24 protein-coding genes are annotated in these 26,644 nt (G+C 52.0%); 22 read left to right on the top strand and 2 right to left on the bottom strand.

The genetic code is table 11. The features are described 5' to 3' along the window. Positions 1-49 precede the first annotated feature (49 nt). The 14 genes from sppA to QTL79_RS04035 all read left to right on the top strand — a co-directional run bounded on the left by sppA (position 50) and on the right by QTL79_RS04035 (position 16,118). On the top strand, positions 50-976 hold the full coding sequence (sppA, locus tag QTL79_RS04100; protein ID WP_346353675.1) for a signal peptide peptidase SppA: 927 nt from the start codon (positions 50-52) through the stop codon (positions 974-976). A 1-nt stretch (position 977) separates the two neighbouring features. Next, positions 978-1,556: a YIP1 family protein gene (locus QTL79_RS04095; RefSeq protein WP_346353674.1), complete on the top strand. Its 579-nt coding sequence runs from the start codon at positions 978-980 to the stop codon at positions 1,554-1,556. Further along, the gene (locus QTL79_RS04090; protein ID WP_346353673.1) at positions 1,553-3,853 is read left to right on the top strand and encodes a hypothetical protein; all 2,301 of its coding nucleotides are present in this window, start codon (positions 1,553-1,555) and stop codon (positions 3,851-3,853) included. Before QTL79_RS04095 ends, QTL79_RS04090 begins: the two co-directional genes overlap by 4 nt. Before the next feature lie 123 nt (positions 3,854-3,976). Continuing rightward, entirely contained in the window at positions 3,977-4,366 is a 390-nt protein-coding gene (locus QTL79_RS04085) for a response regulator (RefSeq protein ID WP_346353672.1), read from the top strand. A gap of 103 nt (positions 4,367-4,469) precedes the next feature. Further along, positions 4,470-5,096, top strand: a complete 627-nt coding sequence (locus QTL79_RS04080; protein ID WP_346353671.1) for a hypothetical protein — start codon at positions 4,470-4,472, stop codon at positions 5,094-5,096. Between the two features lie 37 nt (positions 5,097-5,133). Beyond that, positions 5,134-5,778 carry a fructose-6-phosphate aldolase gene (fsa, locus tag QTL79_RS04075; RefSeq protein ID WP_346353670.1) on the top strand — a complete coding sequence of 215 codons (645 nt, stop codon included), beginning with the start codon at positions 5,134-5,136 and terminating at the stop codon, positions 5,776-5,778. Between the two features lie 205 nt (positions 5,779-5,983). Then, positions 5,984-9,262 carry a transcription-repair coupling factor gene (gene mfd, locus QTL79_RS04070; RefSeq protein ID WP_346353669.1) on the top strand — a complete coding sequence of 1,093 codons (3,279 nt, stop codon included), beginning with the start codon at positions 5,984-5,986 and terminating at the stop codon, positions 9,260-9,262. Positions 9,263-9,331: 69 nt separating this feature from the next. Then, positions 9,332-10,939 carry a putative polysaccharide biosynthesis protein gene (locus QTL79_RS04065; RefSeq protein ID WP_346353668.1) on the top strand — a complete coding sequence of 536 codons (1,608 nt, stop codon included), beginning with the start codon at positions 9,332-9,334 and terminating at the stop codon, positions 10,937-10,939. A gap of 89 nt (positions 10,940-11,028) precedes the next feature. Then, positions 11,029-12,486 (top strand): bifunctional methyltransferase/pyrophosphohydrolase YabN, encoded by a 1,458-nt coding sequence (gene yabN, locus QTL79_RS04060; protein WP_346353968.1) that lies wholly within the window; start codon positions 11,029-11,031, stop codon positions 12,484-12,486. A 105-nt stretch (positions 12,487-12,591) separates the two neighbouring features. Continuing rightward, on the top strand, positions 12,592-12,867 hold the full coding sequence (locus QTL79_RS04055; protein ID WP_346353667.1) for an HU family DNA-binding protein: 276 nt from the start codon (positions 12,592-12,594) through the stop codon (positions 12,865-12,867). A gap of 121 nt (positions 12,868-12,988) precedes the next feature. Further along, positions 12,989-13,702 carry a response regulator gene (locus QTL79_RS04050; RefSeq protein ID WP_346353967.1) on the top strand — a complete coding sequence of 238 codons (714 nt, stop codon included), beginning with the start codon at positions 12,989-12,991 and terminating at the stop codon, positions 13,700-13,702. A gap of 124 nt (positions 13,703-13,826) precedes the next feature. Then, on the top strand, positions 13,827-14,582 hold the full coding sequence (gene pstB, locus QTL79_RS04045) for a phosphate ABC transporter ATP-binding protein PstB (RefSeq protein ID WP_346353666.1): 756 nt from the start codon (positions 13,827-13,829) through the stop codon (positions 14,580-14,582). Between the two features lie 12 nt (positions 14,583-14,594). Next, a complete protein-coding gene (gene phoU / locus QTL79_RS04040; protein ID WP_346353665.1) occupies positions 14,595-15,260 on the top strand; it encodes a phosphate signaling complex protein PhoU in 666 nt (221 codons plus the stop codon). Between the two features lie 150 nt (positions 15,261-15,410). Continuing rightward, complete coding sequence (locus tag QTL79_RS04035) at positions 15,411-16,118, top strand: HAD family hydrolase (RefSeq protein WP_346353664.1); 708 nt, start codon at positions 15,411-15,413, stop codon at positions 16,116-16,118. 56 nt (positions 16,119-16,174) lie between these two features. Here the strand turns inward: QTL79_RS04035 and QTL79_RS04030 are convergent, their stop codons facing one another. Together QTL79_RS04030 and QTL79_RS04025 are read right to left on the bottom strand one after the other, a co-directional pair. Further along, positions 16,175-17,041, bottom strand: a complete 867-nt coding sequence (locus QTL79_RS04030) for a YitT family protein (RefSeq protein WP_346353663.1) — start codon at positions 17,039-17,041, stop codon at positions 16,175-16,177. Positions 17,042-17,053: 12 nt separating this feature from the next. Beyond that, positions 17,054-18,859: a sensor histidine kinase gene (locus tag QTL79_RS04025; protein WP_346353662.1), complete on the bottom strand. Its 1,806-nt coding sequence runs from the start codon at positions 18,857-18,859 to the stop codon at positions 17,054-17,056. A 183-nt stretch (positions 18,860-19,042) separates the two neighbouring features. Here QTL79_RS04025 and QTL79_RS04020 point away from each other — a divergent pair, with 183 nt between their 5' ends. From QTL79_RS04020 to hpt, 8 genes are all read left to right on the top strand, one after another. Then, positions 19,043-20,791: a GGDEF domain-containing protein gene (locus QTL79_RS04020; RefSeq protein ID WP_346353661.1), complete on the top strand. Its 1,749-nt coding sequence runs from the start codon at positions 19,043-19,045 to the stop codon at positions 20,789-20,791. 102 nt (positions 20,792-20,893) lie between these two features. Continuing rightward, a complete protein-coding gene (locus QTL79_RS04015) occupies positions 20,894-21,751 on the top strand; it encodes a phosphate ABC transporter substrate-binding protein (RefSeq protein WP_346353660.1) in 858 nt (285 codons plus the stop codon). Positions 21,752-21,911: 160 nt separating this feature from the next. Next, positions 21,912-22,826 (top strand): phosphate ABC transporter permease subunit PstC, encoded by a 915-nt coding sequence (pstC, locus tag QTL79_RS04010; RefSeq protein WP_428845461.1) that lies wholly within the window; start codon positions 21,912-21,914, stop codon positions 22,824-22,826. Further along, positions 22,823-23,668 (top strand): phosphate ABC transporter permease PstA, encoded by an 846-nt coding sequence (gene pstA / locus QTL79_RS04005; protein ID WP_346353659.1) that lies wholly within the window; start codon positions 22,823-22,825, stop codon positions 23,666-23,668. Before pstC ends, pstA begins: the two co-directional genes overlap by 4 nt. Before the next feature lie 67 nt (positions 23,669-23,735). Beyond that, positions 23,736-24,023, top strand: a complete 288-nt coding sequence (locus tag QTL79_RS04000) for an FtsB family cell division protein (protein ID WP_346353658.1) — start codon at positions 23,736-23,738, stop codon at positions 24,021-24,023. A 122-nt stretch (positions 24,024-24,145) separates the two neighbouring features. Beyond that, a complete protein-coding gene (locus tag QTL79_RS03995; RefSeq protein WP_346353657.1) occupies positions 24,146-24,574 on the top strand; it encodes a S1 domain-containing RNA-binding protein in 429 nt (142 codons plus the stop codon). Positions 24,575-24,653: 79 nt separating this feature from the next. Continuing rightward, positions 24,654-26,054 carry a tRNA lysidine(34) synthetase TilS gene (gene tilS, locus QTL79_RS03990; protein WP_346353656.1) on the top strand — a complete coding sequence of 467 codons (1,401 nt, stop codon included), beginning with the start codon at positions 24,654-24,656 and terminating at the stop codon, positions 26,052-26,054. Next, on the top strand, positions 26,039-26,584 hold the full coding sequence (gene hpt / locus QTL79_RS03985) for a hypoxanthine phosphoribosyltransferase (protein WP_346353655.1): 546 nt from the start codon (positions 26,039-26,041) through the stop codon (positions 26,582-26,584). The genes tilS and hpt overlap by 16 nt, the downstream gene beginning before the upstream one ends. The last annotated feature ends 60 nt before the right edge of the window (positions 26,585-26,644 follow it).

Below are 26,644 nucleotides of genomic sequence, written 5' to 3'. Positions count from 1 at the left end.
TGTTTGAGGCGAAAGACGCGTGTAGCGCGGAGAAAGGCGGGAAAGAGCCATGCATAAAAAAGTCGTCGTCATCCTATTGCTGCTGCTGTTGACGGGAGCGGCCGTCGTTCTAAACGGTAGCGGACACTGGAAAAAAGCAGAGAGCGAAAAAATAGCGATTATCCATGTCGAAGGCGTCATTCTCGGCGGGCGTGGACAAAGCGGCTTCCTAAGCGAACAAGGCGGGACCGATCAGTTGATCCGTCTCTTGCACCAGGCACGCGACGATCAGGCCGTAAAGGCTGTTGTCCTGCGTATTAACAGCCCGGGCGGCAGCGCTCCCGCTTCGCAGGAAGTCGGCGAAGAAATAATGAAACTGCGCAGCAGCGGTAAAGTGGTCGTGACATCGATGGGGGATATTGCCGCTTCCGGCGGTTATTGGCTGGCGGCCTGTACGGAACGGATCTATGCAAATCCGACGACACTGACCGGCAGCATCGGCGTTTACATTCCCTATGCGAACTGGGAAGAATTATTTAAAAAAGTCGGCATTCAGCAAGAGAAGATCAAAAGCGGGCCGCATAAGGATATCTTATCGCCGGATCGCCCCATGACGCCGGAGGAACGTGCGATGTTGCAATCGATGGTGGACGATATCTATCAGCAGTTCATCCAGGTTGTTGCCGAAGGGCGCAATATGGAACTTGAGCGGGTGCGCCAGTTAGCGGACGGGCGGGTCTATACCGGCAATCAGGCGAAGGAACTGGGCCTGGTCGATGAACTGGGTAACATGTATGATGCAGTGGAAGGTGCTGCTGCATTGGCGGGCATTCACGGAAAACCGAAGCTGCAGGAATACGGCAAGACATCGCCGTGGCAGATGTTGACAGGCGGAGAGACGCAGGGGTTGCTGCGCCAAATGCTGCTGCCGACTTTGCCGAATGCGCCGCAGCAACTGGCGCCATTGGCATTGCCGGAAAACTGGCAGGTGAAATGACATGTACAGTCAATGGGAAGTGATTTATGACGTCATTTTTGCGCCGCGTGCAGGAATGCTCAAGGCTGCGAGCTGCGTTTCGCCGCTGCGTGCGACCTTGTTTGTCGTTGGCGGTTATTTGACGGGCAGCGTTCTTTTTTCATTGCCTTGGCAGCAGACGCAAGAGAATATGAACGGGGAAAGAGGATTAGTAATCGCCGCTGTCTTGCTGAGCGTGTCTTGCTGGCTTGTCAGCGTTGCGCTCTGGCATCTGGCCGCGGAACTTGTCGGCGGAAAGGGGCGGGCGAAAGCGCTGTTGGCAGCCAGCGGCTGCGCCCATCTTCCACTCTTCTTTCAACTTTTACCGGCGGCTGCGCTCTTGCTTTTTCCAAGCAATGGCGTAGCAGCGGTGCTTGCTTTTCTTGCGATCGTTGCATGGAAAATCTGGCTGGACGTTGAGGCGATTGCCGCAGTGTACGGCTTTGCTCGCAGCAAAGCGGTTTTGGTCTTGCTGATGCCTTGGCTGATGCTCGGAGTGGCGTTGCTGCTCGTTCTTATCGCAGTCAGCATAGAAATGATTTGGGAAGGCGGGATGATATGAGGCGGAAATGGCTCTGGGTCGGAAGCATGATTTTGCTGCTTGTTCTGGCAGGCGCTTGCGCGAAAAAAAACGTTTCTCCGCCTGCGGCTTTGCAGGCGGACGCTGCGGTAGCGGCGCGCTGGCAATTGGCGGAGCGCTTGTATGAATCGGGCGGCGGCAATGTGAAACGTTCGCTTCGCTCGGCGCAAGGCGAGGAGTTGTTGGAACTTGCGGCAGGTCCTGACGGGGTGTTGCGTTACAGCGTCGAGTCCAATGTCGGCAGAAATGCTACGGCGAGTTATGACCTTCAATTCCTTTCGACGCAGGGAACGGGACGGATCAGCCTAGAAGCGTTGGATAGTGAAGGTCAGGTTCTGGCAAGTCGAAACATGGCGTTTACCGGAGCTTTGCTGCCCGGCCAGCAGGATCGTCGCTACTTGGATAATTATCAGGGAAACTGGATCAAAGAAACTCTCTCCAGTCAGGAAATGACGAATACGGGCGCTAAAGCGGTCCGTTATCGACTGAGCGTCGAAGCCGGACAGGGCCAGCATGTGCTTTTGCGCGCGTTTGCTTTGGAAACGGATTGGCGGCGTTCGTTAAGCGCACAGCTGACGGGGCCGACGAAAACGTTGCAGCGCGGCGACTCGGCGACGCTGACTGCGGAGCTGGTGAATCAGAGCGGACGCATGATTGACAATGCGGTGCTTGCGCTGCAAGAACCGCTTGGCTATGGCGTGATGCTACAAGACGGAGCGCAACGTCTCAGTGGACCGTGGCCGGAGGGCGAGAAACGCAGCTTCCAATGGACGGTCAAGGCGCAGCGGGCCGACGCCGTGAATATGAATCAGCCATGGCCGCTGGTGCTGACGCTCAACGGCACGCCACTGGCGCAAACAAAGCTGTCCGTGGCGGATGAACGGCCCGGAGAGATCTTCTATGTCATGACCGAAGATTTAGAACCGATGGATGCAGCCGGATATCCGACCGCCTGGGGCAATCAGAGCGGCTGGCTGCAGCCGGAAGAATACCGTGGGCAGCTGATCGGTAAAGCGGAGGCTTTGAACCGTATCGCGGATAAGGCCGGAGCAAAGTGGACGCATTATATTGCTTGGCCTGCTGTCCGCGCCGCGGAGTGGGCGGCGGAGCGATCGGCGAAGAACGAGTGGCGGCAAGTTGTCGCAGACATAAGGACTTCGGTCGCGCAGGAGGCGGCGAAAGGGCATGAGTACGGCGTGCATATGCATGGCGATTATGATCCCGAGTTGCCGGGCAATGTGTTGTCCTATGATCCGGTGAGCGATGGTCTATGGGCGAACCATCTGAAACATGGCTGGTCGCATTTGCTGGAAAAGGAAGGCACGCTTGGCGATCCGATCAGCCGGGCGGGCATGCTGTATCGATATCAGCGTATTTTGGACCAGCTGACGGCTGATTCACCGCAAGGGCAGATTATCACGTCACGTGCCGGTTCATTCGATTTCGGCAACGGAGCGGAAAGCGAGGCGGCGAGCAGTCGTGCCTATCGCGCGGTAGGCTTATGGGGCTCGACGGACGCGGACGGCAATCAAGGCGGCTTGACGTCCGGAGCTTACGGCAATGAGATTTATCTTGCCGGCAGCAGCGACATTAACCATCCGACAGCTACGCTTGCGGATGCCGCCCTGGTCGAATTCAGGCCGACACCACGCATCAATATTGCCTATGACCTGCAATCGGCAAGCGTGATGAATGCGAAAGCCGATGAAGGAATGCGCTATTTCGCGGCCGACGGCCGTGTCATGTCGGGCGTGCACGGCATCATCGGCTTTACGCACGCCATGTTTGTGATGGGCGATGGTGACTGGCGCAGTACGAGCGGGGGTCAGTTTAGGGCGTTGGAGGAGCATCTTACGTACCTCAAACAGCGCTATGTCGAGACTCAACTGCTGCGCTTCGGCACGGCGGGTGATTTGGTGCGGGCGTACCTTGATTATTATGCGCCTCGACCAGTCGTGCTTTACGGCCAGCGTTTAAAAGACGGCTGGCTGCGCTCTGAATACGCCTTGCAAATTCTCGGGCGCGACATACCGGTCGATGCGGAGCATCCGCATACGGTCAAAGTCAAATACCCGCTCTATCATCGCGAAGATGCCTTTCGCGTCCGGGTGTTAAAAGACGGAAAACCGATTTACAGCACATCGGGACTTCCTACGCCGGAAAATGACATTGCCTTCCTCCTGGATGACAAAACGGCGAGCTACACGCTCGAAATCTGGCATCAAGAGACGTTGGCCAAGGGCATGCGCTTTCTACAGCGACTGAAAGGCGGAAAATAGGCAAAGCGCTATTTCAGGGGAAAGGCGCGAAAGTAGAGCAGGAATTCCTCACAAAAATGCGAATAAATAAAAAGAGTGCTATATTTGCAAACGAAGAGAAGTTGCAAAGTGAGGAGAGCGGATATGTCTGAAGCAAAAGCTACTATTTTAGTCATTGATGATCAACCTGGAATCCGCAGGCTGCTGACGGAAGTTCTGGCAGAAGAAGGCTACGGCGTAGAGACTGCCGCGAATGGGTTTGAAGGAATTCAAAAGGTGAAGGAAGCCATGCCGCAGTTAATCCTCATGGATATGAAAATGCCAGGCATGGATGGAATTGAAACCTTGCGCGAATTGAAAAAGATGGGGCAGGCGGATAAAGTCATCATGATGACCGCTTACGGCGAATTGGAACTGGTCAATCAGGCGAGAGAACTCGGCGCGTATGCGTATATTACCAAGCCGTTCGACATCATCGCCTTATGTACGATCATTCGTGAACAAATTGAAAGCGGTGCAGCGACAAGCGAATAATAAAGAGAGAAAAGCGCTCGGAAATCTTCCGAGCGCTTTTCTTCAGGGCAGGAATTTTTTGTGCGCGTGTCGAAATATGACTAAGACAGAAAGGGGGATGAAGATGATTATCAGGGCTGTGACCGTACTGGCGCTGCATTGCGCGCGTTGCGGAAAAATCCATTTCCATGACTTGTCGCGCTTTCGTTTGGCGCAGGAAACGGGAAGGGAACTTCTCTGCGCTTGTGGCGCGCAGCAAGGGACGCTGATCAGCGGCGGTCCGCGGCAATGTCTCATCAACATTCCCTGCGTCGTTTGTCAAAAAGAACATGTGATTTGCCTCGATGGTCGGCAAATGTGGCGCAATGGCACTGAAAAACTGTATTGCCTGGAAAACAATGTGGAACTCGGCTTTGTCGGTGAACGTGAAGTGATCGCTGCGATGGTGGCCGATTATAAAAGGGAATTCGAGCGCTTGGTTTCGGATTACGATGATTATGTCGAAAATCCGGAAGTGATGTTTGAAGTTCTCAATTGCGTTCACGATATCGCGGAAGCGGGGCAAATTCTCTGTAATTGCGGCGGCGAGGAAATCGGGGCTGAGCTGCTGCCGGACTGCATTCAGTTGTATTGTGAACGCTGCGGCGGGCAGGTCATAATCTCGGCCAAGGAAGATCGCGATATGAAATATGTTCGTTCGCTTGAACGGATTGACTTGATGTCGCCCCGACGCTCGAGGCGCAACCGCTGACAGACGGCTGCGCTAATAAGGTGAGGAGGATCTACGGATGAAGTTTTTTTTGGATACGGCTAATTTATCGGAAATCAAGGAAGCGGTGGATCTAGGCGTCGTCGCCGGTGTAACGACCAATCCGTCGCTGATTGCGAAGGAAAAACGCAATTTGGCGGAGACAATCGCTGAAATCGCGGCCGTCGTTGCCGGGCCGATCAGCGCGGAAGTCGTCAGTACAGAATCGAAGGATATGATAACGGAAGCCAGGCAACTGGCGGCCATTGCTAAAAACGTCGTGGTCAAGGTACCGATGAATGCGGAAGGCCTTAAGACGGTGAAAGTGCTGAGCCAGGAAGGCATCAAGACCAATGTGACCTTGATCTTTTCCGCGAACCAGGCCTTGCTTGCGGCGCGGGCCGGTGCGTCATACGTCAGTCCGTTTGTCGGACGCCTCGATGATATCAGCGAAGACGGCATCCAACTCATTAAAAATGTTGCCGACATGTTTGCCATTCATGGCATCGAAACGGAGATTATTTCCGCCAGCATACGTCATCCGATGCATGTGACGCAGTCTGCGATGGCCGGTGCGAATATCGCTACCGTACCGTATAAAGTATTGCTGACGATGCTGAACCATCCGTTGACGGACAGCGGCATCAAACGTTTTATGGAAGATTGGAAGAACGCAAATCTGTAAGAAGCGAGAACAGGCCCGTGAAGGGGCCTGTTCTTTTTTAACTGCAGGAGAGAAAAGGCTTTTTCTTGTTGACGCAGCTGAGCTGGAATCATATAATTAATGTGCGTTTGACGGCGTGTTGTCGCCGTCAGAGAAATGGAATGGATGCGTAGGGCTTTAGCAAAGGCTAAAGCCCCTTTTGCGCTGGCCAAGCGAGGTGCTTTGAATGGATGCGTTGATCAAACGGATCGCGACGGATGAAACAGTCCGTCAATTGAAATATGAACTGGGCAAGACGGGGCGTCAGACGCAACTGTATGGCCTGATGGGCAGTCAAAAGCAAGCGGTGCTCGCGGCTGTGTATCGGGAGCAGCCTCGTCCGCTTTTGATTGTCGTCAGCAATTATGAGGCCTTGGAATTTTGGCGTTCGGATTTGTCGACTTGGCTGCCGGAAGTGGCGGTGCTCGAATTTCCGGTTGCAGACATGTCGACCTTTACAGCGGCGGCAAAGGGGCGTGAACTCGCGGCGCGTCGTCTGGAGGCGCTTACGGGCTTGTATCGCGGTAAGCCGATCATCGTATTGGCGACCGCAGAAGCGGCTGCTCTTCCGGTGCCGAGCATGGCGCAATTTCGCGACAGTCGGCTGACGCTGACTGCGGGAGCGGAAATCAAACGCGAGCATTTGCTGGAACAGTTAGTGGCTTTTGGCTATGAACGAGTCGACCAAGTGGAAACACTGGGGCAATTCAGCGTGCGCGGCGGGATTATCGATGTCTATCCGGTAAATCGCAAACTGCCGATTCGGCTTGAGCTGTTCGGCGATGAAATCGATTCCCTGCGCGAATTTCAGGCGGAAAGTCAGCGTTCGCAGGATACGCTGGACAGCGCCGAAGTGATGGCGCTCGTTGAAAGCGGCAAAGAAGAGCCGGGGATTTTATTTGAACATCTTTCGGTCGGCGGATTGCTTGTCTTGGACGAACCGACGCGAATCAGAGAACAATTGGTCAACCTGCTGCGGGAAAATCCCGAACTGAAGCGCCGTGCGGCAGGCTGGGCGGATTGGATGGAAACGCTAAAAGGGTATTCGGTTTTGTATCTGTCGTTGATGCTGCAAAAACTGCCGCACGGCACGCCGGATGAAATCTTGGGCATGACGGCGCGTACGGTAGCGCCGTTTCATCGACAGATGGATATGCTGGCCAATGAATTGAAAGGCTGGCAGGAACGCAAGCTCGCGGTCGTCCTGTTGATGTCCGAGCGAGAAAAAGCGGCGGCACTTCAACAATCGCTCGCCGATGAAGGCGTCAATGTCGTCTATGAGCCGCAACTGCGCGAATTGATGCCGGGCGCCATCCAACTGACGGTCGCTCGATTGGAAGGCGGTTTTGAATTGCCGCATGCCCATCTGGCGGTGGTGACCGAAAAGGACATCGTCGGGCGGCAAAAGAAAAAGACGCGGCTGCGTACGTCGAAGGAACGTCAGATCCAATATTTTCAGGACATCAAGATGGGCGATTATGTCGTGCATGTGAGTCATGGCATCGGGAAGTATCTCGGCGTGGAGACGCTGCAAGTCGGCGATGTGCATCGCGATTATCTGCATATCCGTTATGCCGGAGAAGATAAGTTATACGTTCCGACCGACCAGGTACAGCAGCTGCAAAAATACATCGGCTCCGAGGGCGATGCGCCGCGCCTCAGCCGTTTAGGCGGCAATGACTGGAACAGGGCCAAATCGAAAGCCAAGAAGGCGGTCGCCGATATGGCGCAGGAACTCTTGGAACTCTATGCTTCGCGGCAGACTGCCGAAGGCTATGCATTTGAAAGCGATACGGCCTGGCAGCGTGAATTTGAGGATGCTTTTCCGTTCGAAGAAACGCCGGATCAGCTCACGGCGATTGCTGAAATCAAGGCCGATATGGAAGCGGCCCGTCCGATGGACCGTCTGTTGTGCGGTGATGTCGGCTTCGGCAAGACAGAAGTGGCGATCCGCGCCGCCTTTAAAGCGGTCATGAACGGCCGTCAGGTCGCGGTGCTCGTACCGACGACCGTGCTTGCGCAGCAGCATTTTCAAACGTTCAGCGCCCGCTTTGCCGGGTTCGGCCCGAGCGTTGACGTGATCAGCCGATTTCGCAGCGCCAAAGAGCAGAAAGCGACGCTCGACAAACTGGTGCGCGGTCAAATCGACGTCATTATCGGTACGCACCGATTGATTCAAGAAGATATGAAATTCAAACAGCTCGGTTTACTGATCGTCGACGAAGAACAGCGTTTCGGCGTAAAGCAAAAAGAACGGATCAAACAATGGCGTACGAATATTGATGTGCTGACGTTAAGCGCCACGCCGATTCCGCGTACGCTTCATATGTCGCTCTTGGGTACGCGCGATATGAGCATCATTGAAACACCGCCGGAAGAACGTTTTCCGGTGCAGAGTTATGTCGTGGAATATCGCGAAGATCTGATCAGAGATGCGATCCGCCGGGAAATGAAGCGTGGCGGGCAGGTTTACTTTGTCTACAATCGCGTGCAGACGATTGATAAGATGAGGGAAAAGCTCAGCAAACTGGTGCCTGAAGCACAGATTCAGACTGCGCATGGGCAAATGCCGGAAGAATTGTTGGAACAGGTGATGGTCGATTTTTATGAAGGCAAAGATGATATTCTGCTTTGCACCAGCATCATTGAGAGCGGTCTTGATGTGCCGAATGCGAATACGATTATCGTGTATGACGCGGATCGTTTCGGCTTGTCGCAGCTCTATCAGATGAGAGGGCGGGTAGGGCGCTCGCATCGCTTGGCGTTCGGTTATTTCACGTATCGCCGCGATAAGGTGTTGACGGAGGTTGCGGAAAAACGATTGCAGGCAATCAAGGAATTCGCAGAACTCGGCGCCGGATTCAAGATCGCGATGCGCGACCTCGAAATCCGCGGCGCCGGAAATCTGCTTGGTTCGCAGCAGCACGGCAACATCGTCAATGTCGGTTTTGAAATGTATTGCCGTTTGCTGGAAGAAGCCGTGGGCGAGGCTAAAGGCGAGACGCCGCTTAAAATTGCCGCCGAACCGGTACTGGAACTGAATATCGACGCCTATCTCAGCGGCGATTACATACCAGATCCGATGCACAAGATCGAAGTCTACCAACGCATCGCAGCAGTACGCCGTGAAGGTCATATCAGTGAGCTGCTGGATGAATTGATCGATCGCTTTGGGGAACCTCCGACCTGCGTGATGAATCTCTTAGCGGTAGCGCGCATAAAGAACATGGCCAGAGAATTAGGACTGAAAGCGGTGCAGGAGCGTCCGAACTATGTCGATCTGGTCGTTGGCGAACTGCCGAACATAAGCCCGGAGAAAGTGATTGCGCTAAAAGAGACCTATACGAATCGGGTGGCGATGTATCCGGACGGCATCCGCATCAAAAGCCTGCAACTGAAGGACGCGAAATTGATGAAATTGTTGCTGACGGCGCTCGAAATTTTGCTCGGCAAAAACAAAGGATGAAGTGGAACGTCATTCTATGATATAATTTAGTTTGTGTTTTATCGTGACTAAGGGAGAGGAATGACTTAGGTGAGTAAAGATAAGTTTTTAAAAGGCGCACTGATTCTGACAGTGGCTGGAGTTGTCGTAAAAATTATCGGTTCCGTGAACCGGATTCTGCTCTCGCGTCTCTTAGGCGGAGAGGGCATCGGTCTTTATCAGATGGCATACCCTATTTATTTGCTTGCGATTAGCATTTCATCGGCGGGTATTCCGGTCGCCATATCGATTATGGTGTCGGAACGGGTGGCTCTCGGCGATTATCGGGGCGCCAACCGCGTTTTCAAGATTTCACTGGCGATGCTGGTGGTCACGGGACTTTTTTTCACCGGTCTGTTATTTTATGGCGCACGTTGGTTGATTGACAATCAACTGGTGCGTGATCCGCGTGCCTACTATGCGATCGTTGCTTTGGCTCCGGCCTTGTTTTTCGTGACATTGCTCTCGAGCTATCGCGGCTATTTCCAAGGCTTGCAGTTCATGATACCGACCGGCGTGTCGCAAATCATGGAACAGCTGCTGCGCGTTGTGACAATGATCGGTCTGGCGTACTGGCTGTTGCCGCGCGGTCTTGAATTTGCCGCTGCGGGTGCGAGTTTTGGCGCGGGGCCTGGCGCCGTCGCGGCGCTGGTCGTGCTGATGATTTATTATTGGCGTCACAGCCGGATTTTGCGTGAGCGAGTCGATGAACAGTCGGTAGATATTATTCAGGAATCGACAATCAATATCGTAAAACGCATTATTCGTTTGGCATTGCCGGTTTTGATGGCCAGCATCATGGTGCCGATCGTGGAGAACATCGACTTGTTTATCGTACCGGTGCGCCTGGAAGCCGCCGGGTTTTCGATCGAGCAGGCGACCGAGCAATTCGGCTATCTGACCGGTATGGCGATTCCGCTGATTGCGATGGCGACGATTCCGACCTTGTCGATGGCGGCCAGTTTGGTGCCGGCCATTTCGGAATCTTTCACCTTGGGCAATCGCGAAGCTATCTATCAGAGAACGGCGACCGCGATGCGCCTGACCAATCTGGTGGTTATCCCGGCTTTTGTCGGTATGGGTCTCTTAGCGGAACCGATATCCAAGATGCTGTACGGCACGCCGCAGGCGGGCGTGTCGATCGCGATCCTTTCTCTCGGCATTGTCTTGCTCGGCTGGCAGCAGGTGACGACGGGAATACTGCAGGGTCTCGGTCATATCAATATTCCGTTGCTGACGATGCTCGCTGCAGCGGTAGTGAAAATTGTTTTGAACTGGGTACTGACGGCGATTCCGGCGCTCGGCATCAAGGGCGCGGCTTGGGCGACCAATGCGGACTTTTTGGTAGCGGCGCTGCTTAATATGTATTTTATCCAGCGCTACGTCGGTTTCCGAATGGATTTGAAGGAAACGGCAAAGGCGGTTGTCGCCGCCGCGCTGATGGGCGTGACCGTACATTTCAGTTTTGCCTTTATCTTGCAGCAAGTTGCGGGCAAAAGCTCATTGGCAACGCTGGCGGCGATTCTAATCGGCGGACTCGTTTACTTTTTGGCTTTGGTTTTACTGGGCGGCGTGGAAGCCAGAGATATTGAAAGAATTCCTAAAGCAGGCAAGCTGTTGGTTCTTGTGCTCAGAAAAATCAGATTGCTGCGCGACTAAGCGTTTCATCAATAAGCAGGTTGCCTTTGGCAGCCTGCTTTGACGCATCAGTGCAGAACATACTTCGACTTGAAAGGTGAGGATCGATGATGGGTGAGATCGTTATTGTGGGACTCGGGCCCGGGAGTTTTAAATTTATGACGTTGGAAACGCTGGAAATTTTGCAGCAAGCGCAAACGCTGCTCTTGCGCACGGCTAAGCATCCGACCGTGGCGGGGTTGCTGCAGCGGGAAATTTCTTTCGCAAGCTACGACGAATACTATGAGCGACATGAAACGTTTGAACAGGTCTATGCAGCGATTGCCGAGGACTGCGTCGCGCGTGCGCTCGCGGGCGAGAAGATCGTCTACGCCGTACCCGGCAGTCCGCTGGTGGCCGAACGGACGGTAATCCTGATCCGCGAGCTTGCGAGAGCGAAACAGATTCCCGTTACGATTTTGCCGGGCATGAGTTTTCTCGAAGTGCTCTATACAAGGCTCGGCGTCGATCCGATTGAGGGACTGAGCATTCTTGATGCCTGTGATTTGGCGCAAACCGCGTTTGCGACGACGACGGCGCTTGTGATTACGCAAGTGTATAATCAGACGGTGGCTTCCGATGTTAAGCTGACGCTGATGGATAGCTTGCCGGATGATTATGAAGTGACGCTGGTACGCGGTCTGGGCTTGCCGGAAGAAAGCATTCGCCGGATTCCTCTTTATGAACTGGATCGCCAGGCGGACATCGATCACTTGACCAGCCTCTATGTTCCTAAGCCGGAAGAGAAGTCGCCGCAAGTCTTTTCGTTGGAACCGCTGGTTTCGGTGATGGCCGAGCTGCGTTCGCCGGAAGGATGTCTTTGGGATCTCGAACAAAATCATAAGACTCTGCGCCGCTATTTAGTGGAAGAAGTGTATGAGGTTTTAGAAGCGATTGAATTGGCCGACAGCGAAAAACTCTGCGAAGAATTAGGCGATTTGCTGCTGCAAATCGTTTTTCACGCGCGGGTTGCCGAAGAAAGCGGCGAATTTGGCATGCAGGATGTAGTCGATGTCGTGACGGAAAAAATGATCCGGCGTCATCCGCATGTCTTCGGCGAAGTCACTGTCGCCGATGCGGCCGATGTGGTGGTGAACTGGGAAGAAATCAAACGGCGGGAACATTCTGACCGCAAAAGGATATTGGACGGCATTCCCGCCGGCTTGCCGGCGCTGATGCATGCATATAAGGTGCAGGGGAAAGCGGCTAAAGTCGGTTTCGACTGGCCGGATGCGGCGCCGGTATGGGAGAAGGTTGCGGAGGAACTGCAGGAGCTGCGTGAGGCAGTGGAAAAGAAAGATGCGAAAGCCATCGAGGAAGAACTGGGTGACGCACTGTTCTCGCTCGTCAACTTAGCACGCTTTTTGTCGGTAGAACCTGAAACGGCGTTGACGGCAACGAACCAAAAATTCCGCCGCCGCTTTGGCTATATCGAAGAAAAGATCATGAAAAATGGCGAGGAATGGAAAAAAATGTCGTTAAAACAACTCGATTTGCTCTGGAATGAGGCAAAAAAGGCTGGAATGTAGATTTTTTGCGGTTTTTTTACTGTTTTTTTCAAAGAGAAAGAGGAATTCGTAAAGGTTTTAGCGAATACGTCTAACGTAATGATTTATCATGAGGAGGCTAGATTTGTGAATAAAACTGAATTAGTTGCAAGTGTTGCTGAAAAAGCGGGTCTGACCAAGAAGGATGCAGAGAAGGCTGTAAACGCTTTCTTCGCCAGCGTGGAAGAGGCTCTGGCAAAGAGCGACAAAGTACAATTGATCGGCTTCGGCACGTTCGAAGTAAAAGCACGGGAAGAGCGCAAAGGTCGCAACCCGCAAACCGGCGCTGAAATTGTTATTCCCGCATCCAAAAATCCGGTATTCAAAGCCGGTAAAGGTCTGAAAGACGCTGTAAATAAATAAGCGTACAGAGAACGAAAGCCAGGTGTATACACCTGGCTTTTCTTTTTTTAGTCAGTGATAAAAAGCAGGAAAAAGGTAGCGTTTGACCGAAAACACAGTAGGAGTTATTTCTGGTGCAGCGATGTTGAACGAAGAAGGCGGTGTTTTTGTGGCAGTCTTGGTTGTTGATGATGAAGAATCTATTCGTGAATTGGTTAAATTTCATTTGCTGAAAGCCGGTTATGAAGTCGTCGAAGCAGTCGATGGCAATGAGGCGCTACGCGAAGTGCGACGTGAAAAGCCGGAGTTGTTACTGCTCGATTTAATGCTGCCTGGCATGGATGGCTTGGAAGTATGTCGCAGTTTAAAAGGACAGGCGGCGACATCGTCTATCCCGATTATCATGCTGACGGCGCGTAATGAAGAGGTGGATAAGATTTTGGGGCTGGAAATGGGCGCCGACGATTATATGACCAAGCCCTTCAGCCCGCGCGAACTGGTGGCCCGGGTCAAAGCGGTGCTGCGTCGCAGTGCGCGAGACAGTGTTACGGAAGGCGAACTGGCCTTTGGCCCGCTGCGCATGAACTTTGGCCGCCACGAGGCCTTCTTGGGGCGTGACAAATTGGAACTGACGCCAAAAGAATATGAGTTATTGAAACTGTTTGTTACGAACCTGGGGCGTGCGTTTAGCCGGGAACAACTTTTGGACAAGGTTTGGGGCTATGAATATTTTGGCGATACGCGTACGGTCGATGTCCATGTACGTCACTTACGGGCCAAACTGGAAATCGAACCGAATGTGGCGGAAGCGATTGAAACCGTTCGCGGCGTCGGATATCGCTTCAGCGAAATATAAAGGTGGTGTCTCAACTAAAATTGAGACACCACTTTCATATTTAACGAAAAGATAACAAAAGCATAACGCCTCTTGCGCCAGCGGATGCTATCATACAGCTATAACGCTGGGGAGGCATAGTGACATGGACAACAAGATGCAGGTAAATAAGCTTAAATTATATTATGGCTCGGCAGTCGCGTTGAATCAGATTTCACTGACTGTGCGCGCCAATAGCGTATTGGCGTTGATCGGGCCGTCCGGTTGCGGCAAGTCGACGTTTATCAAGACATTGAACCGAATGAACGATTTGATCGACAGCGTCAGAATCGAAGGTGAAGTCTTACTTGACGGCACCAATATTTATCATCCGGATACGGATGTCGTCATGCTCCGCAAGCGGGTCGGCATGGTTTTTCAGCGTCCGAATCCATTTCCAATGACGATTTATGACAATATCGCCTATGGGCCGCGTATTCATGGCATTCAGGAACGGAAAAAACTGGACGTTTTGGTGGAGCAAAGCTTGCAGGGCGCGGCGCTCTGGAACGAGGTTAAGGATCGTTTGCATACCTCGGCGATGGGAATGTCAGGCGGCCAACAACAACGCCTTTGCATTGCTCGCTTATTGGCGGTGGAACCTGAAGTATTGCTGATGGATGAACCCTGCTCCGCGCTTGATCCGATTTCGACAATGAAAGTCGAAGAGCTGGTCGGTGAACTGAAAAGCCGCTATACGATTGTCATGGTGACGCACAACATGCAGCAGGCGGCGCGTGTATCGGATCGCACGGCGTTCTTTCTTAACGGCGAGATGGTGGAGCATGATGATACGGATGCTGTGTTTACGCGCCCGCAAGATAAGCGCACGGAAGATTATATTACCGGACGATTTGGTTAAGGAGGAGCGGTCATGAACGTAAGCGGTGTACGTCAGCATTATCAAAATGATCTGGAAGCGTTGCGCCAGGAAATCCTCGATATGGGGAACCGGGTGGAAAAAGCGATCGGCGGCGCCGTAAAAGCGCTGAGTACGCAGGATGAGGGCCTGGCCAGACAGATCATGGCGGGCGATGATGCGATTGATGAGATGGAAAAGGATATTGAAGACAAGTGCATGATGCTGATTGCCAGACAGCAGCCGCTCGCGATGGATCTTCGGATCGTAGCAACCGGACTCAAAATCGCCACGGATCTGGAACGGGTCGGCGATCATGCCTTTGATATTGCGAAGATAACATTGGAGGTGATCGGTCAGCCGCTGATTAAGCCTCTCGTTGATATTCCGCGCATGGCGGACAGCGCACGCAAGATGGTCAAGGATTCGCTGCGTGCTTATATAGAGCTTGACACGCAGCTGGCCGCAGAGGTATGCGCGGCCGATGATGAAGTGGATGCCATTTATCAGCAGGTCTTTCGCGAACTTCTCACTTACATGATGCAGGATCATAAGAACATCCAGCAAGCCGCGCAACTCTTATTCGTGGCGCGTTATCTCGAACGCGTGGCCGATCATGCGACGAACATAGGCGAATGGGTGATTTACCTCGCGACGGGACAGCGTATGCGTAAACAGTAAAAATAGGGAAAAGCTACGGCGAGCCGAGGGAACGATCTTCCTTAGGCTCTTTTTTTACGGGAAGGAAGATCCGTTCAGCATGACGAATTTTTCTAAAAGGAAGCGTTGTCTCTGAGCAGCGTACGAATCGTTTGGATGAAGGAGATTTGGATGATAAAACAGGTTTTATTTGATTTGGACGGAACCTTACTGCCGATGAATAATGAGGAGTTTGCCAAAACCTATTTTCATTATTTAGGAAGCCATGTCAAGGAAGTCATGGAACCTAAAGTCGTCATAGAGCAGTTGTTGACTGCAACCACGCTTATGGTCAAGGACAAGGATTCGTCACTTACCAATGAAGAGGTCTTCATGAAGCATTTTACTGCGGGGCTTGGCGCACAGGCAGATCGGGTCGTTGCACGGATCATGGACTTTTATGAAAATGCTTTTTGGCAGTTGCGTAAGGTCACGCGTCCCGCTGTCGCAGCCCGCCAAGCGGTAGAAATCGTGCTGCAAAGAGGCGGCGTAGCCGTCATCGCGACCAATCCGATTTTTCCGCGTCTTGCGACACAACAACGCTTGGTCTGGGCAGGATTAGAATCCTATGCTTTTCCGTTGGTGACGGTTTATGAAAACAGTCATTTTTGTAAACCGAATCCGGACTATTACCAGGAAATTATCGATCGGATGGGTTGGCGGGCGGAAGAGTGCCTAATGGTCGGCAATGATGTCGAAGAGGATCTGATTGCCGGATGCTTAGGGATTAAAACGTGTCTGGTGACAGACGACTTGATTAATGACAAACAATTGGCGGTTCAGGCCGACTATGTCACGACACGCCAGGAATTGCCGCTGCTCTTGGAGCGAATACTCTAGCGTCGCATTACCCTTAAGGGAAAAGAGCGGACTTGCCATAGCAAGTCCGCTCTTTTCTAATGGATGGCTTTCTTTTTCACCCGCCCGCCGAGGACTTCGTGGACTTCATGAATGGTAACGAAGGCGGAAGGGTCTTTTTCGTGAATGATTGATTTTAATTTAGCCACTTCCAAGCGGGTGACGACGGAATACAATACTTCTTTTGCCTCACCGCTATAGCCGCCTTGACCATGCAGGATGGTGACGCCGCGTCCCAGGCGATCCATCAATGCAGCGGCGATTTCTTCTGGTTCGTCGGTAACGATCATAACGCCCTTTGACTCATCAAGACCTTCGATCGTAACGTCAATGACCTTAAAGGCGATGAAATAAGCGACCAGTGAATACATAGCCTTGTCCCAGCCGAAGACAAGGCCGGCGCTGGCCAAGATGAACAGGTTCATGAAGAGTATCGTTTCACCGACGGAAAAGCCGGTGCGTTTGTCGAGTAAAATGGCGACGATCTCTGTTCCGTCCAGCGATCCGCCGTAGCGAATGATCAAACCGACACCGATGCCAAGAATGATGCCGCCAAAAACCGTGGCAAGAAAAAGATCCGTCGTAAGTCCGGGAATCGGATGAAAGACAGCGACCCAATACGAGAGGCTGATGACCGAAAAGAGCGTCGATAGGGCAAAAGAGATGCCGATTTGTTTGTAGCCAAGATAGAGAAACGGAAGATTCAGGATCAGCAGAAAGAGACTGAGCGGTTGGTGGAAAAGATAGCTCAACATGATCGAAATGCCGACCACGCCGCCGTCGATGACCTGATTTGGAATCAGAAAAAATTCAAGACCGGCGGCGGCCAGGATCGAACCGAGTTGAAGAAAACAGTAGCGGAGAAATAGATGTTTGCGACTTTCGCGTTTGTGAGTGCTTGGCATAATGATGTCCTCCTAAATAGCAGTATGATCTTGCTTTGTTGCCAAAGGCAGACTGATTGTGACAGTCGTGCCTTCATCCGGTTTGCTGACGAAGTCGATTGTACCGTCGTGCAAGTCCAGGATGAATTTCACAATCGACAGGCCAAGGCCCGTGCCGCCTTCCTGGCGGGAACGGCTCTTGTCGACGCGATAGAAACGGTCAAGCAAGAGCGGCAAATGTTGCTGTTGAATGCCGATGCCGCTGTCTTTTAGTGCGATGTAGAGGCGCTCATTGGCCTGACTGCAATGAAGCGTTAGCCGTCCGCCGGAAGGGGTGTATTTGCAGGCGTTATCAAGCAGGTTGATCAAAACCTGTTTTAAATAATCGCCGTGTCCCCAAACAGGAGACGGTGAAACTTCTGCGCAATTGCTGCTGAAGTGAAGCTCCTTTTTAGCAAAGCGGGGCGCAAATTCTTGAATGACTTCGTGCAATAAGTCGGTCATTTCAATATTTTGAAAGGAAACCTGCTTGCGGTATTCCTCGGGTTGCAGGCGTGCCAGCTGGAGCAAATCCTGAACAAGGCGTTGCATGCGTTCCGCTTCACTAAAGATAATACGGACAAATTTTTGCTGCAAGGCGGCATCGATCGGATCGTCGCTGAGCAGCGTTTCGGCGAAACCTTTAATCGAAGTAAGCGGCGTGGCCAATTCGTGGGAAGCATTGTTGATGAATTCCGCTTGGCGCTCCTGCAACTCTTTCAGAGCCGTGATGTCATGAAAAACGGCCAGAACCGCCTGAACGCCTTTTTCCGACTCGATCGGGCCGAGGAAGATTTGGAAAAAGCGATTCGCGTCTTTGGCGCTGGTTCGCAGATCAAGCGTCAAGGAGCAATGCTCCGCGACGACCTTGCGCAGTGCGACGTCGAATTGATTGTAACCAAGCACGGTCAAATTGTGTTGGCCGAGCATGCTGGCTTTAAGGTTGAATAATTCTTTGGCTTTCCGATTGGCGTTGGTAATGCGCCCCTGGCGATCCAGCAGGAAAAGGCCGTTATCCATGTGTGAAAGGATCAATTCCAGTTTAGACTTTTCTTCTTTGATCTCCGCCAAAGTGTCGTCTAGGTTTGAGGCCAAGTTGTTTAGCGTATGCGCAAGAACTTCCAATTCGTCGCCGGTGCGAATGTGAAGGCGCTGCTCGAGGTGGCCGGCGCCGATCTCTTTTGCCAGCCGGGTCATCGATTCCAGCGGCGCCGTGAATTGGCGGGCAAGACGGAGGCTGATCAGACTAGCCAGACAGAGCGTTAAAAAGAGCGCTGTGAAAATAGCGGAGCGTATCTCGGCAAATCCGGCATCGACTGCGGTCAAGGTGCTTGACACACGTACGACGCCGCGAATCTGATTGGTTGCATCAAAAACAGGAACGGCCACATACAAAGCATTTTGCTGCAGTGTGCTGCTGTAACGCGTCGCGGTGTCCTGGTGACCGGTTAGCGCTGAGCTGACTTCCGGGCGAGTGCGATGATTATCCATGCTGCTTGGATTTTCCCAGGAATCGGCCAATACGGTGCCGTCTGTCTCGATGACGGTGATGCGGATGGCTGTACTGGTGGAGATTTCCTTGATTTTATTATCCAGGCTATGGCGGTCATAGATGCCGCCGAGATATTCGCGGACGAATTGTTCTGTGATATGGGCGTGTGTTACCAGATGCGTCGTAAGATTTGAGATGTTATAACGATGAAAATACCAAAGAAAATAACTGCCTAATGCGGCAATTGTCAGAGTGATAAGCACGAGAAACACGCTTAATAGGCGGTTCCGAATCGATAAGTGAGCCATAGCAACCTCCTTGATGCACTAGTGCAGCGAATATAATTAGTTTATTCGCTCTTGCGGCAGACAAGACCTGTCAGCAAGTTGCGTTAACGCAATTTTAATGCAACGCTAACAAAAACGGCGCGGGCATGTAGTATGGTGTATTAAAGTGGATAGGAAGATGAAGTGTGGCTTCTGGAGGCGAAAATGGATACACATACCGAATTAGAAGAAATTATAACAAAACAGCAAATCCGAACCGTGCTGCAGCCGATTGTATCACTGGAAAGCGGCGTCGTTATGGGATACGAAGCGCTAAGTCGCGGGCCGGCAGGCTCAAGGCTGGAACGTCCGGACTTGTTGTTTGGCGAAGCAGAACAATGCGGTAAGTTGTGGGAACTTGAGCTTCTCTGCCGGGGTAAAGCGCTGGAACAGGCGAAGGAATTGCCTGCGTCCTGTCTGATGTTTATCAATGTTGATCCGAACAGCATTAAAGATTCCCGTTTTGAAAAAGGATTGACGTCAGAGCTTTTGAAGCAGCAGCAAATATCGGCCAGTTGCATCGTCTTTGAAATAACGGAGCGGACGGCAGTCGAGGATTACCGCCATTTTCGTCGTGTGTTGGAAAATTACCGCAGCCAAGGATACCAAATTGCAATTGATGATGCGGGCGCCGGTTGTTCTGGCCTGATGATGCTGGCGGAAACCCGGCCGCAATTTATTAAAATTGATATGGGGCTGGTTCGCGATGTAGACAAAGACTCCCTGCGTCAGGCGCTGCTCCGTTCAATTTGTGATTTTGCGCAAGTAGCCAATATGAAGGTCATTGCCGAAGGCATTGAGACGTTTGAAGAGTTAAAGGCTCTGATTTCAATCGGCGTATCGTATGGGCAAGGTTATTTGCTAAAACGACCGCAGATTGGTTTTTCCGATATTGAAGAAAAAATGCGGAATAATATTTGCGAAATGTATCGTCGCAAGCAGCAGGAAAGTTTTCATACCGCGATGACAATACCGATCGGCGAAATAGCCAGGCGTGATGAAGCGATAGAGCCGCAAATGACGGGGCGGGAATTGGCGGCGGCATTCGAGGCGATGCCGATGCTGCTTGGGGCGGTAGTGGCCGAAGGCGGACGGCCGACGGGGCTTTTGATGAAAAACAAGTTTCTCGGTTATCTGGCGACGCAATATGGCTTGGCGGTGTACGGAAACCGTCCGGTAAGTTTGATGATGGATCGCCACTCCCTGGTGGTCGAATATGATACGCCGCTAGAAAAGGTATCCACTTTTGCGACTTCACGTGCGGAAGAAAGTTTGTATGACTACATTATCATCACCAAAGACGGATACTATTGGGGCATCACGACGGTGAAAAGACTGCTGGAAAAAACGACGCAACTGGAAATTGCGCGTGCAAAGCATGCCAACCCGTTGACTGGGTTGCCCGGTAATCTGCTGATTGAACAAAAGTTAAAGCAGATGTTAATCGGCACGCAGCCGTTTGCGGCTCTCTATTTTGATCTAGACAATTTTAAGGCGTATAACGACACGTACGGTTTTGAACGCGGCGATCAATTGTTGTGTATGGTCAGCAGGATCATTGAACTGCAGGTGAAGGAAGGCACATGCGGGCGTGGTTTTGTCGGGCACATCGGCGGTGACGATTTTATTGCCGTGACGGACCGAACGGAAGCGGAAAGGGTATGCCAGCGAATCATAGTAGACTTTGATATCCAAGTGCAACAGTTTTTCAATGTCGATGATCGCGCAAACGGTTATATCACAGCGACGAATCGACACGGCATGGTGGAACGCTTTCCGTTGGTGTCTTTGTCGATTGCAGTGGTGGATGGGGGAAAGCAGTGGCCCGCCAATTTGGTGGATTTGGCCGAAAGGGCGGGCCGCATCAAAAAAAAGTGCAAGCTCGACTGGCGCAGCTGCTACCAAGTCGGTTGAACGAAATTAACCAAATCCTAACAATGGCGTAACATATGCTGCCGAGCAGCGCGTTATACTAGGAACAGATGAATGAGTTGCAATCATAAGGAGGATGTTCAAATGGTTAAATCGTGGAAGAAGATTGTCGCAGTGGGAGCCTTGATGACGTTGACGGCTGTATTTGCGGCCGGATGTGGTGCAAACAAGGAAGAAAAAGCGGCTAGTCAAGAAGTATCCGGTACAGTGACGGCGGCCGGTTCGACAGCATTGCTGCCCTTATTGAAGCCTGGTCAGGAAGAATTTCAGAAAAAGTTCAGCAAGGTGACGGTCAATATTTCTGGTGGTGGTTCGTTTACCGGACAAAATCAAGTTGCAGCTGGTGCAGTAAACATTGGCAATTCTGATGTGGCGTTGCAGGACACCTTGAAAGACAAGGGCTTGGTCGAGTACAAATTAGTTGGAATTCCGTTCGTATTCATAGCAAACCCGGATGTGAATGTCGATAATCTGACGCAGCAGCAAGCGGTTGATATTTTTAGCGGTAAAATCACGAACTGGAAAGATATTGGCGGCAAAGATCAGAAAATCACAATTATTCACCGGGCCAAATCATCCGGTTCGCGTAGTACGATTGAACAGGTCGTCTTGAACGGCGCTAACTTTACTGATAATGCGGTAATTCAAGACTCCAACGGCGCGGTTCGTGCTGCGATTGCCAGTACGCCTGGTGCGATCGGTTATGTCGACGCTGCGTATGTTGATCAGTCGATCAAAGCGATTTCCTATAACGGCGTGAAGTATTCAATCGACAATGTTGCCAATGGAACCTATCCGGTATACAGTTTCGGACGTATGTACACCAAAGGCGAAGCGACCGGTGCAGTGAAGGCGTTCATCGATTATGTCACCAGCGCCGAATTCCAAAATAGTTATGCGGAAAAGAACGGTTTCGTTCCGATGACGAAGATGAAAAAATAAAAGAGTGTTTGGCCTTGACCATGCCGCTAGCGGCATGGTCTTTTTTCTTAACAAAAACGTAACATGCCGTTAACGTGAACGGCGGGACGAAAGTCTATAATGAAAGCAAGAGGAAGAGGGGCAAAGGAGAATGAAGATGGAATCGTATTGTGAAAACGCAATGTTGGCAAAGGAGAACAAGGCGATGGCTGCGAAACAGTCTTTGCATGCACGAAAATTAATGGCGGATCGTTACGTGAGATATTTATTTTTGGCTTGTGCCATGTTGCTGACGGTGATTGTTTTGTCAATTATCGTTTTTATCGGACAACAGGGTTTGCAGACCTTCAGTACGGTCAGTCCGTTGGAATTTTTCTTTTCCGCGCGTTGGGATCCGATGGCCGGACAATTTGGCGCACTCAGCTTTATTGCCGGTTCGCTTGCGGTAACGCTGCTAGCCGTTCTTTTGGGTGGGCCGCTCGGCTTGTTGGGCGCGATCTTTATGGCGAAAGTTTCGCCGAAATGGGCGCGTGACATCTTGCGCCCGGCGACGGATCTTTATGTGGCTGTACCTTCTGTCGTTTATGGTTTTATCGGTATTACAATCTTGGTGCCGTGGATTCGTGAAACGTTTGGCGTCAGTACGGGCTTTGGCTTGCTGGCGGCCGGCATTATTCTCGGCGTTATGATATTGCCGACCGTGATCAGTATTTCAGAGGATGCGGTACGTTCGGTACCGGCTAGTTTGGAAGAAGCCAGCCTGGCGCTTGGCGCTACGCGCTGGCAGACGATTTGGCACGTCCTGCTGCCAGCGGCGCGTCCGGGAATCTTGACGGCGATTGTCCTTGGTATGGCGCGGGCAGTCGGCGAAACGATGGCCGTGCAGATGGTGATTGGCAATACGCCGCAACTCGTTGCGGGCCTTTTTCAACCGACATCGACGCTGCCGAGTGAGATTGTCGTAGAGATGGGCAACACTCCCTTTGGTACGCCATGGGGCAACTCCTTATTTATGATGGCGCTGGTTTTATTGGTGATGTCGCTGGTATTGATTCTTGCGATTCGTCGTTTGGGCGAAAGGAAGGTGGCAGTATGAAAGCGGCGGTATATGACAAACTGGCCACGATGATATTATGGTTGGCGGGATTTATGATTATTGCGATCTTAGCGGCTTTTCTTGGTTATATGCTATGGAAAGGGCTGCCGGTACTCAGCTGGGAATTTATTACCGGTCGTTCCAGCGACATTAGCGCCGGAGGCGGTGTCGGCGCGCAGTTATTCAATTCACTCTATATCTTATTGCTCTCGATGGGCTTTTCCTTGCCAGCGGCAATCGGCGCCGGCATTTACCTGGCTGAATATGCGCCGGATACCTGGCTGACGAAAGCGATACGCCTTAGCACCGAAAGTTTGGCGACGGTTCCTTCTATTGTCCTTGGTTTGTTTGGCATGATTCTTTTTGTGAATTGGCTGGGGCTTGGTTTCAGCATCATTGGCGGAGCCCTTACGCTTACCTTATTGAATTTACCTGTCTTGGTGCGCGTTACGGAAGAAGCGATCAAAACGGTGCCGCAGTCATACAGGGAGGCCAGCCTGGCCTTAGGCGCAACGAAACTGCAAACAATCTGGCGCGTCGTACTGCCGAATGCGTTAAGCGGCATCTTGACCGGCGTGACCCTCACGGCAGGGCGTGCGATCGGCGAAACGGCGATTCTGATTTTTACCGCGGGGACGACCGTCTCAAGGCATATGCCGGATTTCAATGTCATGGCTGGCGGCGAAACGTTGGCCGTGCATATGTGGTATGTCATGGCGATTGGTCTTGTGCCTGACAGGATGGACGTCGCGAATGGCGTCGGGGCTTTGCTGATTGCGGGGATTTTGGCTTTTAATTTATTGGTTCGCTTGTGGGAACGCCAGTTGGCGCAACACCAATAGCAGGAATTCCGCTTTTGCCCGGCGAATGATATGACAGTTGGTTATGTTATGCGAAGGTGGGATATCCATGAAGCAACGCCGGAAACGGTTTAGCTGGTTTCGTTTGCTTTGCGTTCTTTTGCTGGGCTATAGCCTTTATCTATGCGTCGAACAGCAAATGCAGCTGAGTGCGATTCGCTCTGAGCGCGACGCGACGCAGGCTAAATTGCAGCAATTGCAGCAAAGCAATGCGGATTTGAAAGAAGAAGCGGAATTATTGCAGCAACCTAAATATGTGGAGAAGTTAGCACGTGAGCAGCTTGGTTTGACCAAACCGGGCGAAGTGCTGTTCATGCAAGGGGAAAAGCAGCAGTAAAAGCATTCGTTTTATATATTATGTTTCTTCGGAAAACGTGTCTTGCTTATATTGACACTGTCGAACCGGGGGCGGTATAATGAGGATGCAAAAACAGTATGTTAAGGGGGAAGTCTGTTCGTATGTCCATTGAAGTTGGCAGCGTGGTTGAAGGGGTTGTCACCGGTATCACCAACTTTGGCGCCTTTGTGCAACTGCCGGGCGGCAAGGTAGGCCTAGTCCACATTTCAGAGGTGGCTGACGTCTATGTTCGTGATGTGAAAGACTTTTTAAAAGAGCAGGAGCAAGTCAAGGTTAAGGTGTTGTCAGTTGATGACCGGGGAAAAGTCGGATTGTCGATCAAACAGCTTCGCCCGCCGGTAGAACAGCAAAGCGAAGTCGTGAGAAGACCGCCGCCCAGCGAGTATCGCCGTCCGGTAAGAGTTGTCAATGCACCGTCTTTTGAGGACAAGCTGAGCAAATTTCTCAAAGACAGCGATGAGCGGTTGACTGACCTGAAACGTCATACCGATTCCAAGCGGGGCGGACGCGGCGCTGGTCGGCGCGACTGATATACCGCAGGCACATGAGGCACTCCGAAGGGGTGCCTCTTCTTGGTTGTTGGTCTGAAGCGGGAAAATGGAGGCTCTGATGCTAAAAGTAGTAAAGGCCGTCATTGAACGGCATAATATGCTGCAAACGGGCGATAAGGTCCTGGTGGCCTGTTCGGGTGGGCCGGATTCATTGGCGCTGCTGCATCTATTATGGCGATTGCAGCCGGTATTGTCGATTGAGGTTGCGGCCGCACACATGGAACATGGTTTTCGTGGCGTGGAATCAAAGGCAGAAGCTATTTTTGTCGAGGAATTTTGCAACGCACGGAATATCCCCTGCTTTTGCGAGGCGGTGGATATGCCGGATATTTTGCGGCGACAGGGTCTTTCGACGCAGGATGGCGCGAGACAAGTTCGCTATGCATTTTTGCGTCGCATTGCAAAAAAGTGGGGCGCCGCGCGCATTGCGACCGGCCATCAGCTGGAAGATCAAGGCGAGACCTTACTGCTGCATTTATTGCGCGGCGCCGGGCCGAAAGGTTTGGCCGCGATGCGTGAGGTTGCGGGCGATCTCATTCGACCGCTGTTGGGGATAAAGCGAGAAGCGATCGAAGCGTATTGCAGCGAACAAGGGCTTGTCCCGCAACGCGACAGTTCCAATGAAAAAACCTGCTACCAGCGTAATTGGTTGCGCCTGGAACTGATGCCTGCCTTGCGCCGCTACAATAATGCGTTGCCCGAGACGTTGCACAGGACGGCCCGTTTGCTTGGCGAGCAGCAGGACTACCTGCGCGCGCAAGCGCAAGAGGCGCTGGCGGAAGTGGCGACCTGGAAAGAGAAGGCGCTGCATCTAGCGGCAAAAGAACTTGGCGAAAAGCATGTGGCGCTGCAAAGGGAAATATTTCGCCTGGCGATAGAAAAAAAACGTGGACAGTTGACAGGAATAAGCTTTGATCATGTTGAAAGTTTGTTAGACATGCTGTCTTTACCGGTAGGGAGTCGGCGGGAATTGCCGGGCGACCTTCAGGCCAGGCGAACCTATCAGGGGATTTGCCTGGAAGCGAAGGGGCCGGAGACTAAGCTGCGCAGCCCATGGCCGGGAACTGTGCTTGCCGTGCCTGGGCGAAGCGAAGTGCCGGAACTTGGCATCGTCGTGCTCGCCGAACTTGGCTGTTTTACGGACGCGGAGCAAAGCGACAGCATCGTGCTTGCGCGGGAAACCGTAAAGGGCGATTTATTGCTTCGCACGCGCCTGCCCGGGGATCGTTTCCAACCGCTGGGTATGACAGGCAGCAAAAAGCTAAAAGATTTCTTTATTGACGAAAAAGTACCGCGGGAATTGCGGGATGACATTCCACTCGTCTGTGATGCGCTGGGAATTTTATGGCTGGTCGGTTTACGCCGGGCCAACAGAGCGTGCGCAAAAGAGAAAGAAGACAAATGCATCCGGCTCACTATTTATAGAAAACAGGAGGAACCAACGTGCACAATGATGTAGAGAAAGTCCTAATCAGTACAGAAGAATTAAAGCGGCGCATTGCCGAACTGGGCAAACAGATCAGTACGGAATACGCCGGCAAGGAAATCCTGATGATCGGAGTATTGCGCGGTGCAGTGTTGTTTATGGCGGATTTGGCGAGAGCCATTGAGCTGCATGTATCGATGGATTTCATGGCCGTATCGAGTTATGGGGCAGGAACGACTTCGAGCGGCGTGGTACGGATTTTAAAAGACTTGGACGAGTCGATCGAAGGCCGTCATGTATTGGTCGTAGAAGACATCATCGATTCCGGTCTGACGCTTAATTATCTGCTCGACAATCTGAGAAGCCGCAAGCCGGCGAGCATCAAACTTTGTACGCTGCTGAACAAGCCGGAGCGACGCAAGGTAGAAGTAAACATCGACTACAACGGATTTGACGTACCAGATTATTTTGTTGTCGGTTACGGCCTTGACTATGCGGAACGCTACCGCAATCTGCCGTATATCGGAATTCTGAAGCCGGAAGTGTATCAAGGCGACGAGTAATCTTGAGAAAAGGCATCTTTCGTGATATAATCGGATTCTATGAAATATACTGATTTCATA

The sequence above is a fragment of the Azotosporobacter soli genome, assembly GCF_030542965.1.
Taxonomy (GTDB): Bacteria; Bacillota; Negativicutes; order SG130; family SG130; genus Azotosporobacter; species Azotosporobacter soli.
The sequence above is the reverse complement of the archived record's forward strand: the minus strand, read 5'-3'. Positions and strand labels throughout refer to the sequence as shown.

What these genes read in the sequence shown, in the direction of transcription:
- sppA (WP_346353675.1), top strand. Translation starts at nt 50, where the DNA reads ATGCATAAAAAAGTCGTCGTCATCCTATTGCTGCTGCTGTTGACGGGA.
- QTL79_RS04095 (WP_346353674.1), top strand. Translation starts at nt 978, where the DNA reads ATGTACAGTCAATGGGAAGTGATTTATGACGTCATTTTTGCGCCGCGT.
- QTL79_RS04090 (WP_346353673.1), top strand. Translation starts at nt 1,553, where the DNA reads ATGAGGCGGAAATGGCTCTGGGTCGGAAGCATGATTTTGCTGCTTGTT.
- QTL79_RS04085 (WP_346353672.1), top strand. Translation starts at nt 3,977, where the DNA reads ATGTCTGAAGCAAAAGCTACTATTTTAGTCATTGATGATCAACCTGGA.
- QTL79_RS04080 (WP_346353671.1), top strand. Translation starts at nt 4,470, where the DNA reads ATGATTATCAGGGCTGTGACCGTACTGGCGCTGCATTGCGCGCGTTGC.
- fsa (WP_346353670.1), top strand. Translation starts at nt 5,134, where the DNA reads ATGAAGTTTTTTTTGGATACGGCTAATTTATCGGAAATCAAGGAAGCG.
- mfd (WP_346353669.1), top strand. Translation starts at nt 5,984, where the DNA reads ATGGATGCGTTGATCAAACGGATCGCGACGGATGAAACAGTCCGTCAA.
- yabN (WP_346353968.1), top strand. Translation starts at nt 11,029, where the DNA reads ATGGGTGAGATCGTTATTGTGGGACTCGGGCCCGGGAGTTTTAAATTT.
- QTL79_RS04050 (WP_346353967.1), top strand. Translation starts at nt 12,989, where the DNA reads ATGTTGAACGAAGAAGGCGGTGTTTTTGTGGCAGTCTTGGTTGTTGAT.
- pstB (WP_346353666.1), top strand. Translation starts at nt 13,827, where the DNA reads ATGGACAACAAGATGCAGGTAAATAAGCTTAAATTATATTATGGCTCG.
- phoU (WP_346353665.1), top strand. Translation starts at nt 14,595, where the DNA reads ATGAACGTAAGCGGTGTACGTCAGCATTATCAAAATGATCTGGAAGCG.
- QTL79_RS04035 (WP_346353664.1), top strand. Translation starts at nt 15,411, where the DNA reads ATGATAAAACAGGTTTTATTTGATTTGGACGGAACCTTACTGCCGATG.
- QTL79_RS04030 (WP_346353663.1), bottom strand. Translation starts at nt 17,041, where the DNA reads ATGCCAAGCACTCACAAACGCGAAAGTCGCAAACATCTATTTCTCCGC.
- QTL79_RS04025 (WP_346353662.1), bottom strand. Translation starts at nt 18,859, where the DNA reads ATGGCTCACTTATCGATTCGGAACCGCCTATTAAGCGTGTTTCTCGTG.
- QTL79_RS04020 (WP_346353661.1), top strand. Translation starts at nt 19,043, where the DNA reads ATGGATACACATACCGAATTAGAAGAAATTATAACAAAACAGCAAATC.
- QTL79_RS04015 (WP_346353660.1), top strand. Translation starts at nt 20,894, where the DNA reads ATGGTTAAATCGTGGAAGAAGATTGTCGCAGTGGGAGCCTTGATGACG.
- pstC (WP_428845461.1), top strand. Translation starts at nt 21,912, where the DNA reads ATGTTGGCAAAGGAGAACAAGGCGATGGCTGCGAAACAGTCTTTGCAT.
- pstA (WP_346353659.1), top strand. Translation starts at nt 22,823, where the DNA reads ATGAAAGCGGCGGTATATGACAAACTGGCCACGATGATATTATGGTTG.
- QTL79_RS04000 (WP_346353658.1), top strand. Translation starts at nt 23,736, where the DNA reads ATGAAGCAACGCCGGAAACGGTTTAGCTGGTTTCGTTTGCTTTGCGTT.
- QTL79_RS03995 (WP_346353657.1), top strand. Translation starts at nt 24,146, where the DNA reads ATGTCCATTGAAGTTGGCAGCGTGGTTGAAGGGGTTGTCACCGGTATC.
- tilS (WP_346353656.1), top strand. Translation starts at nt 24,654, where the DNA reads ATGCTAAAAGTAGTAAAGGCCGTCATTGAACGGCATAATATGCTGCAA.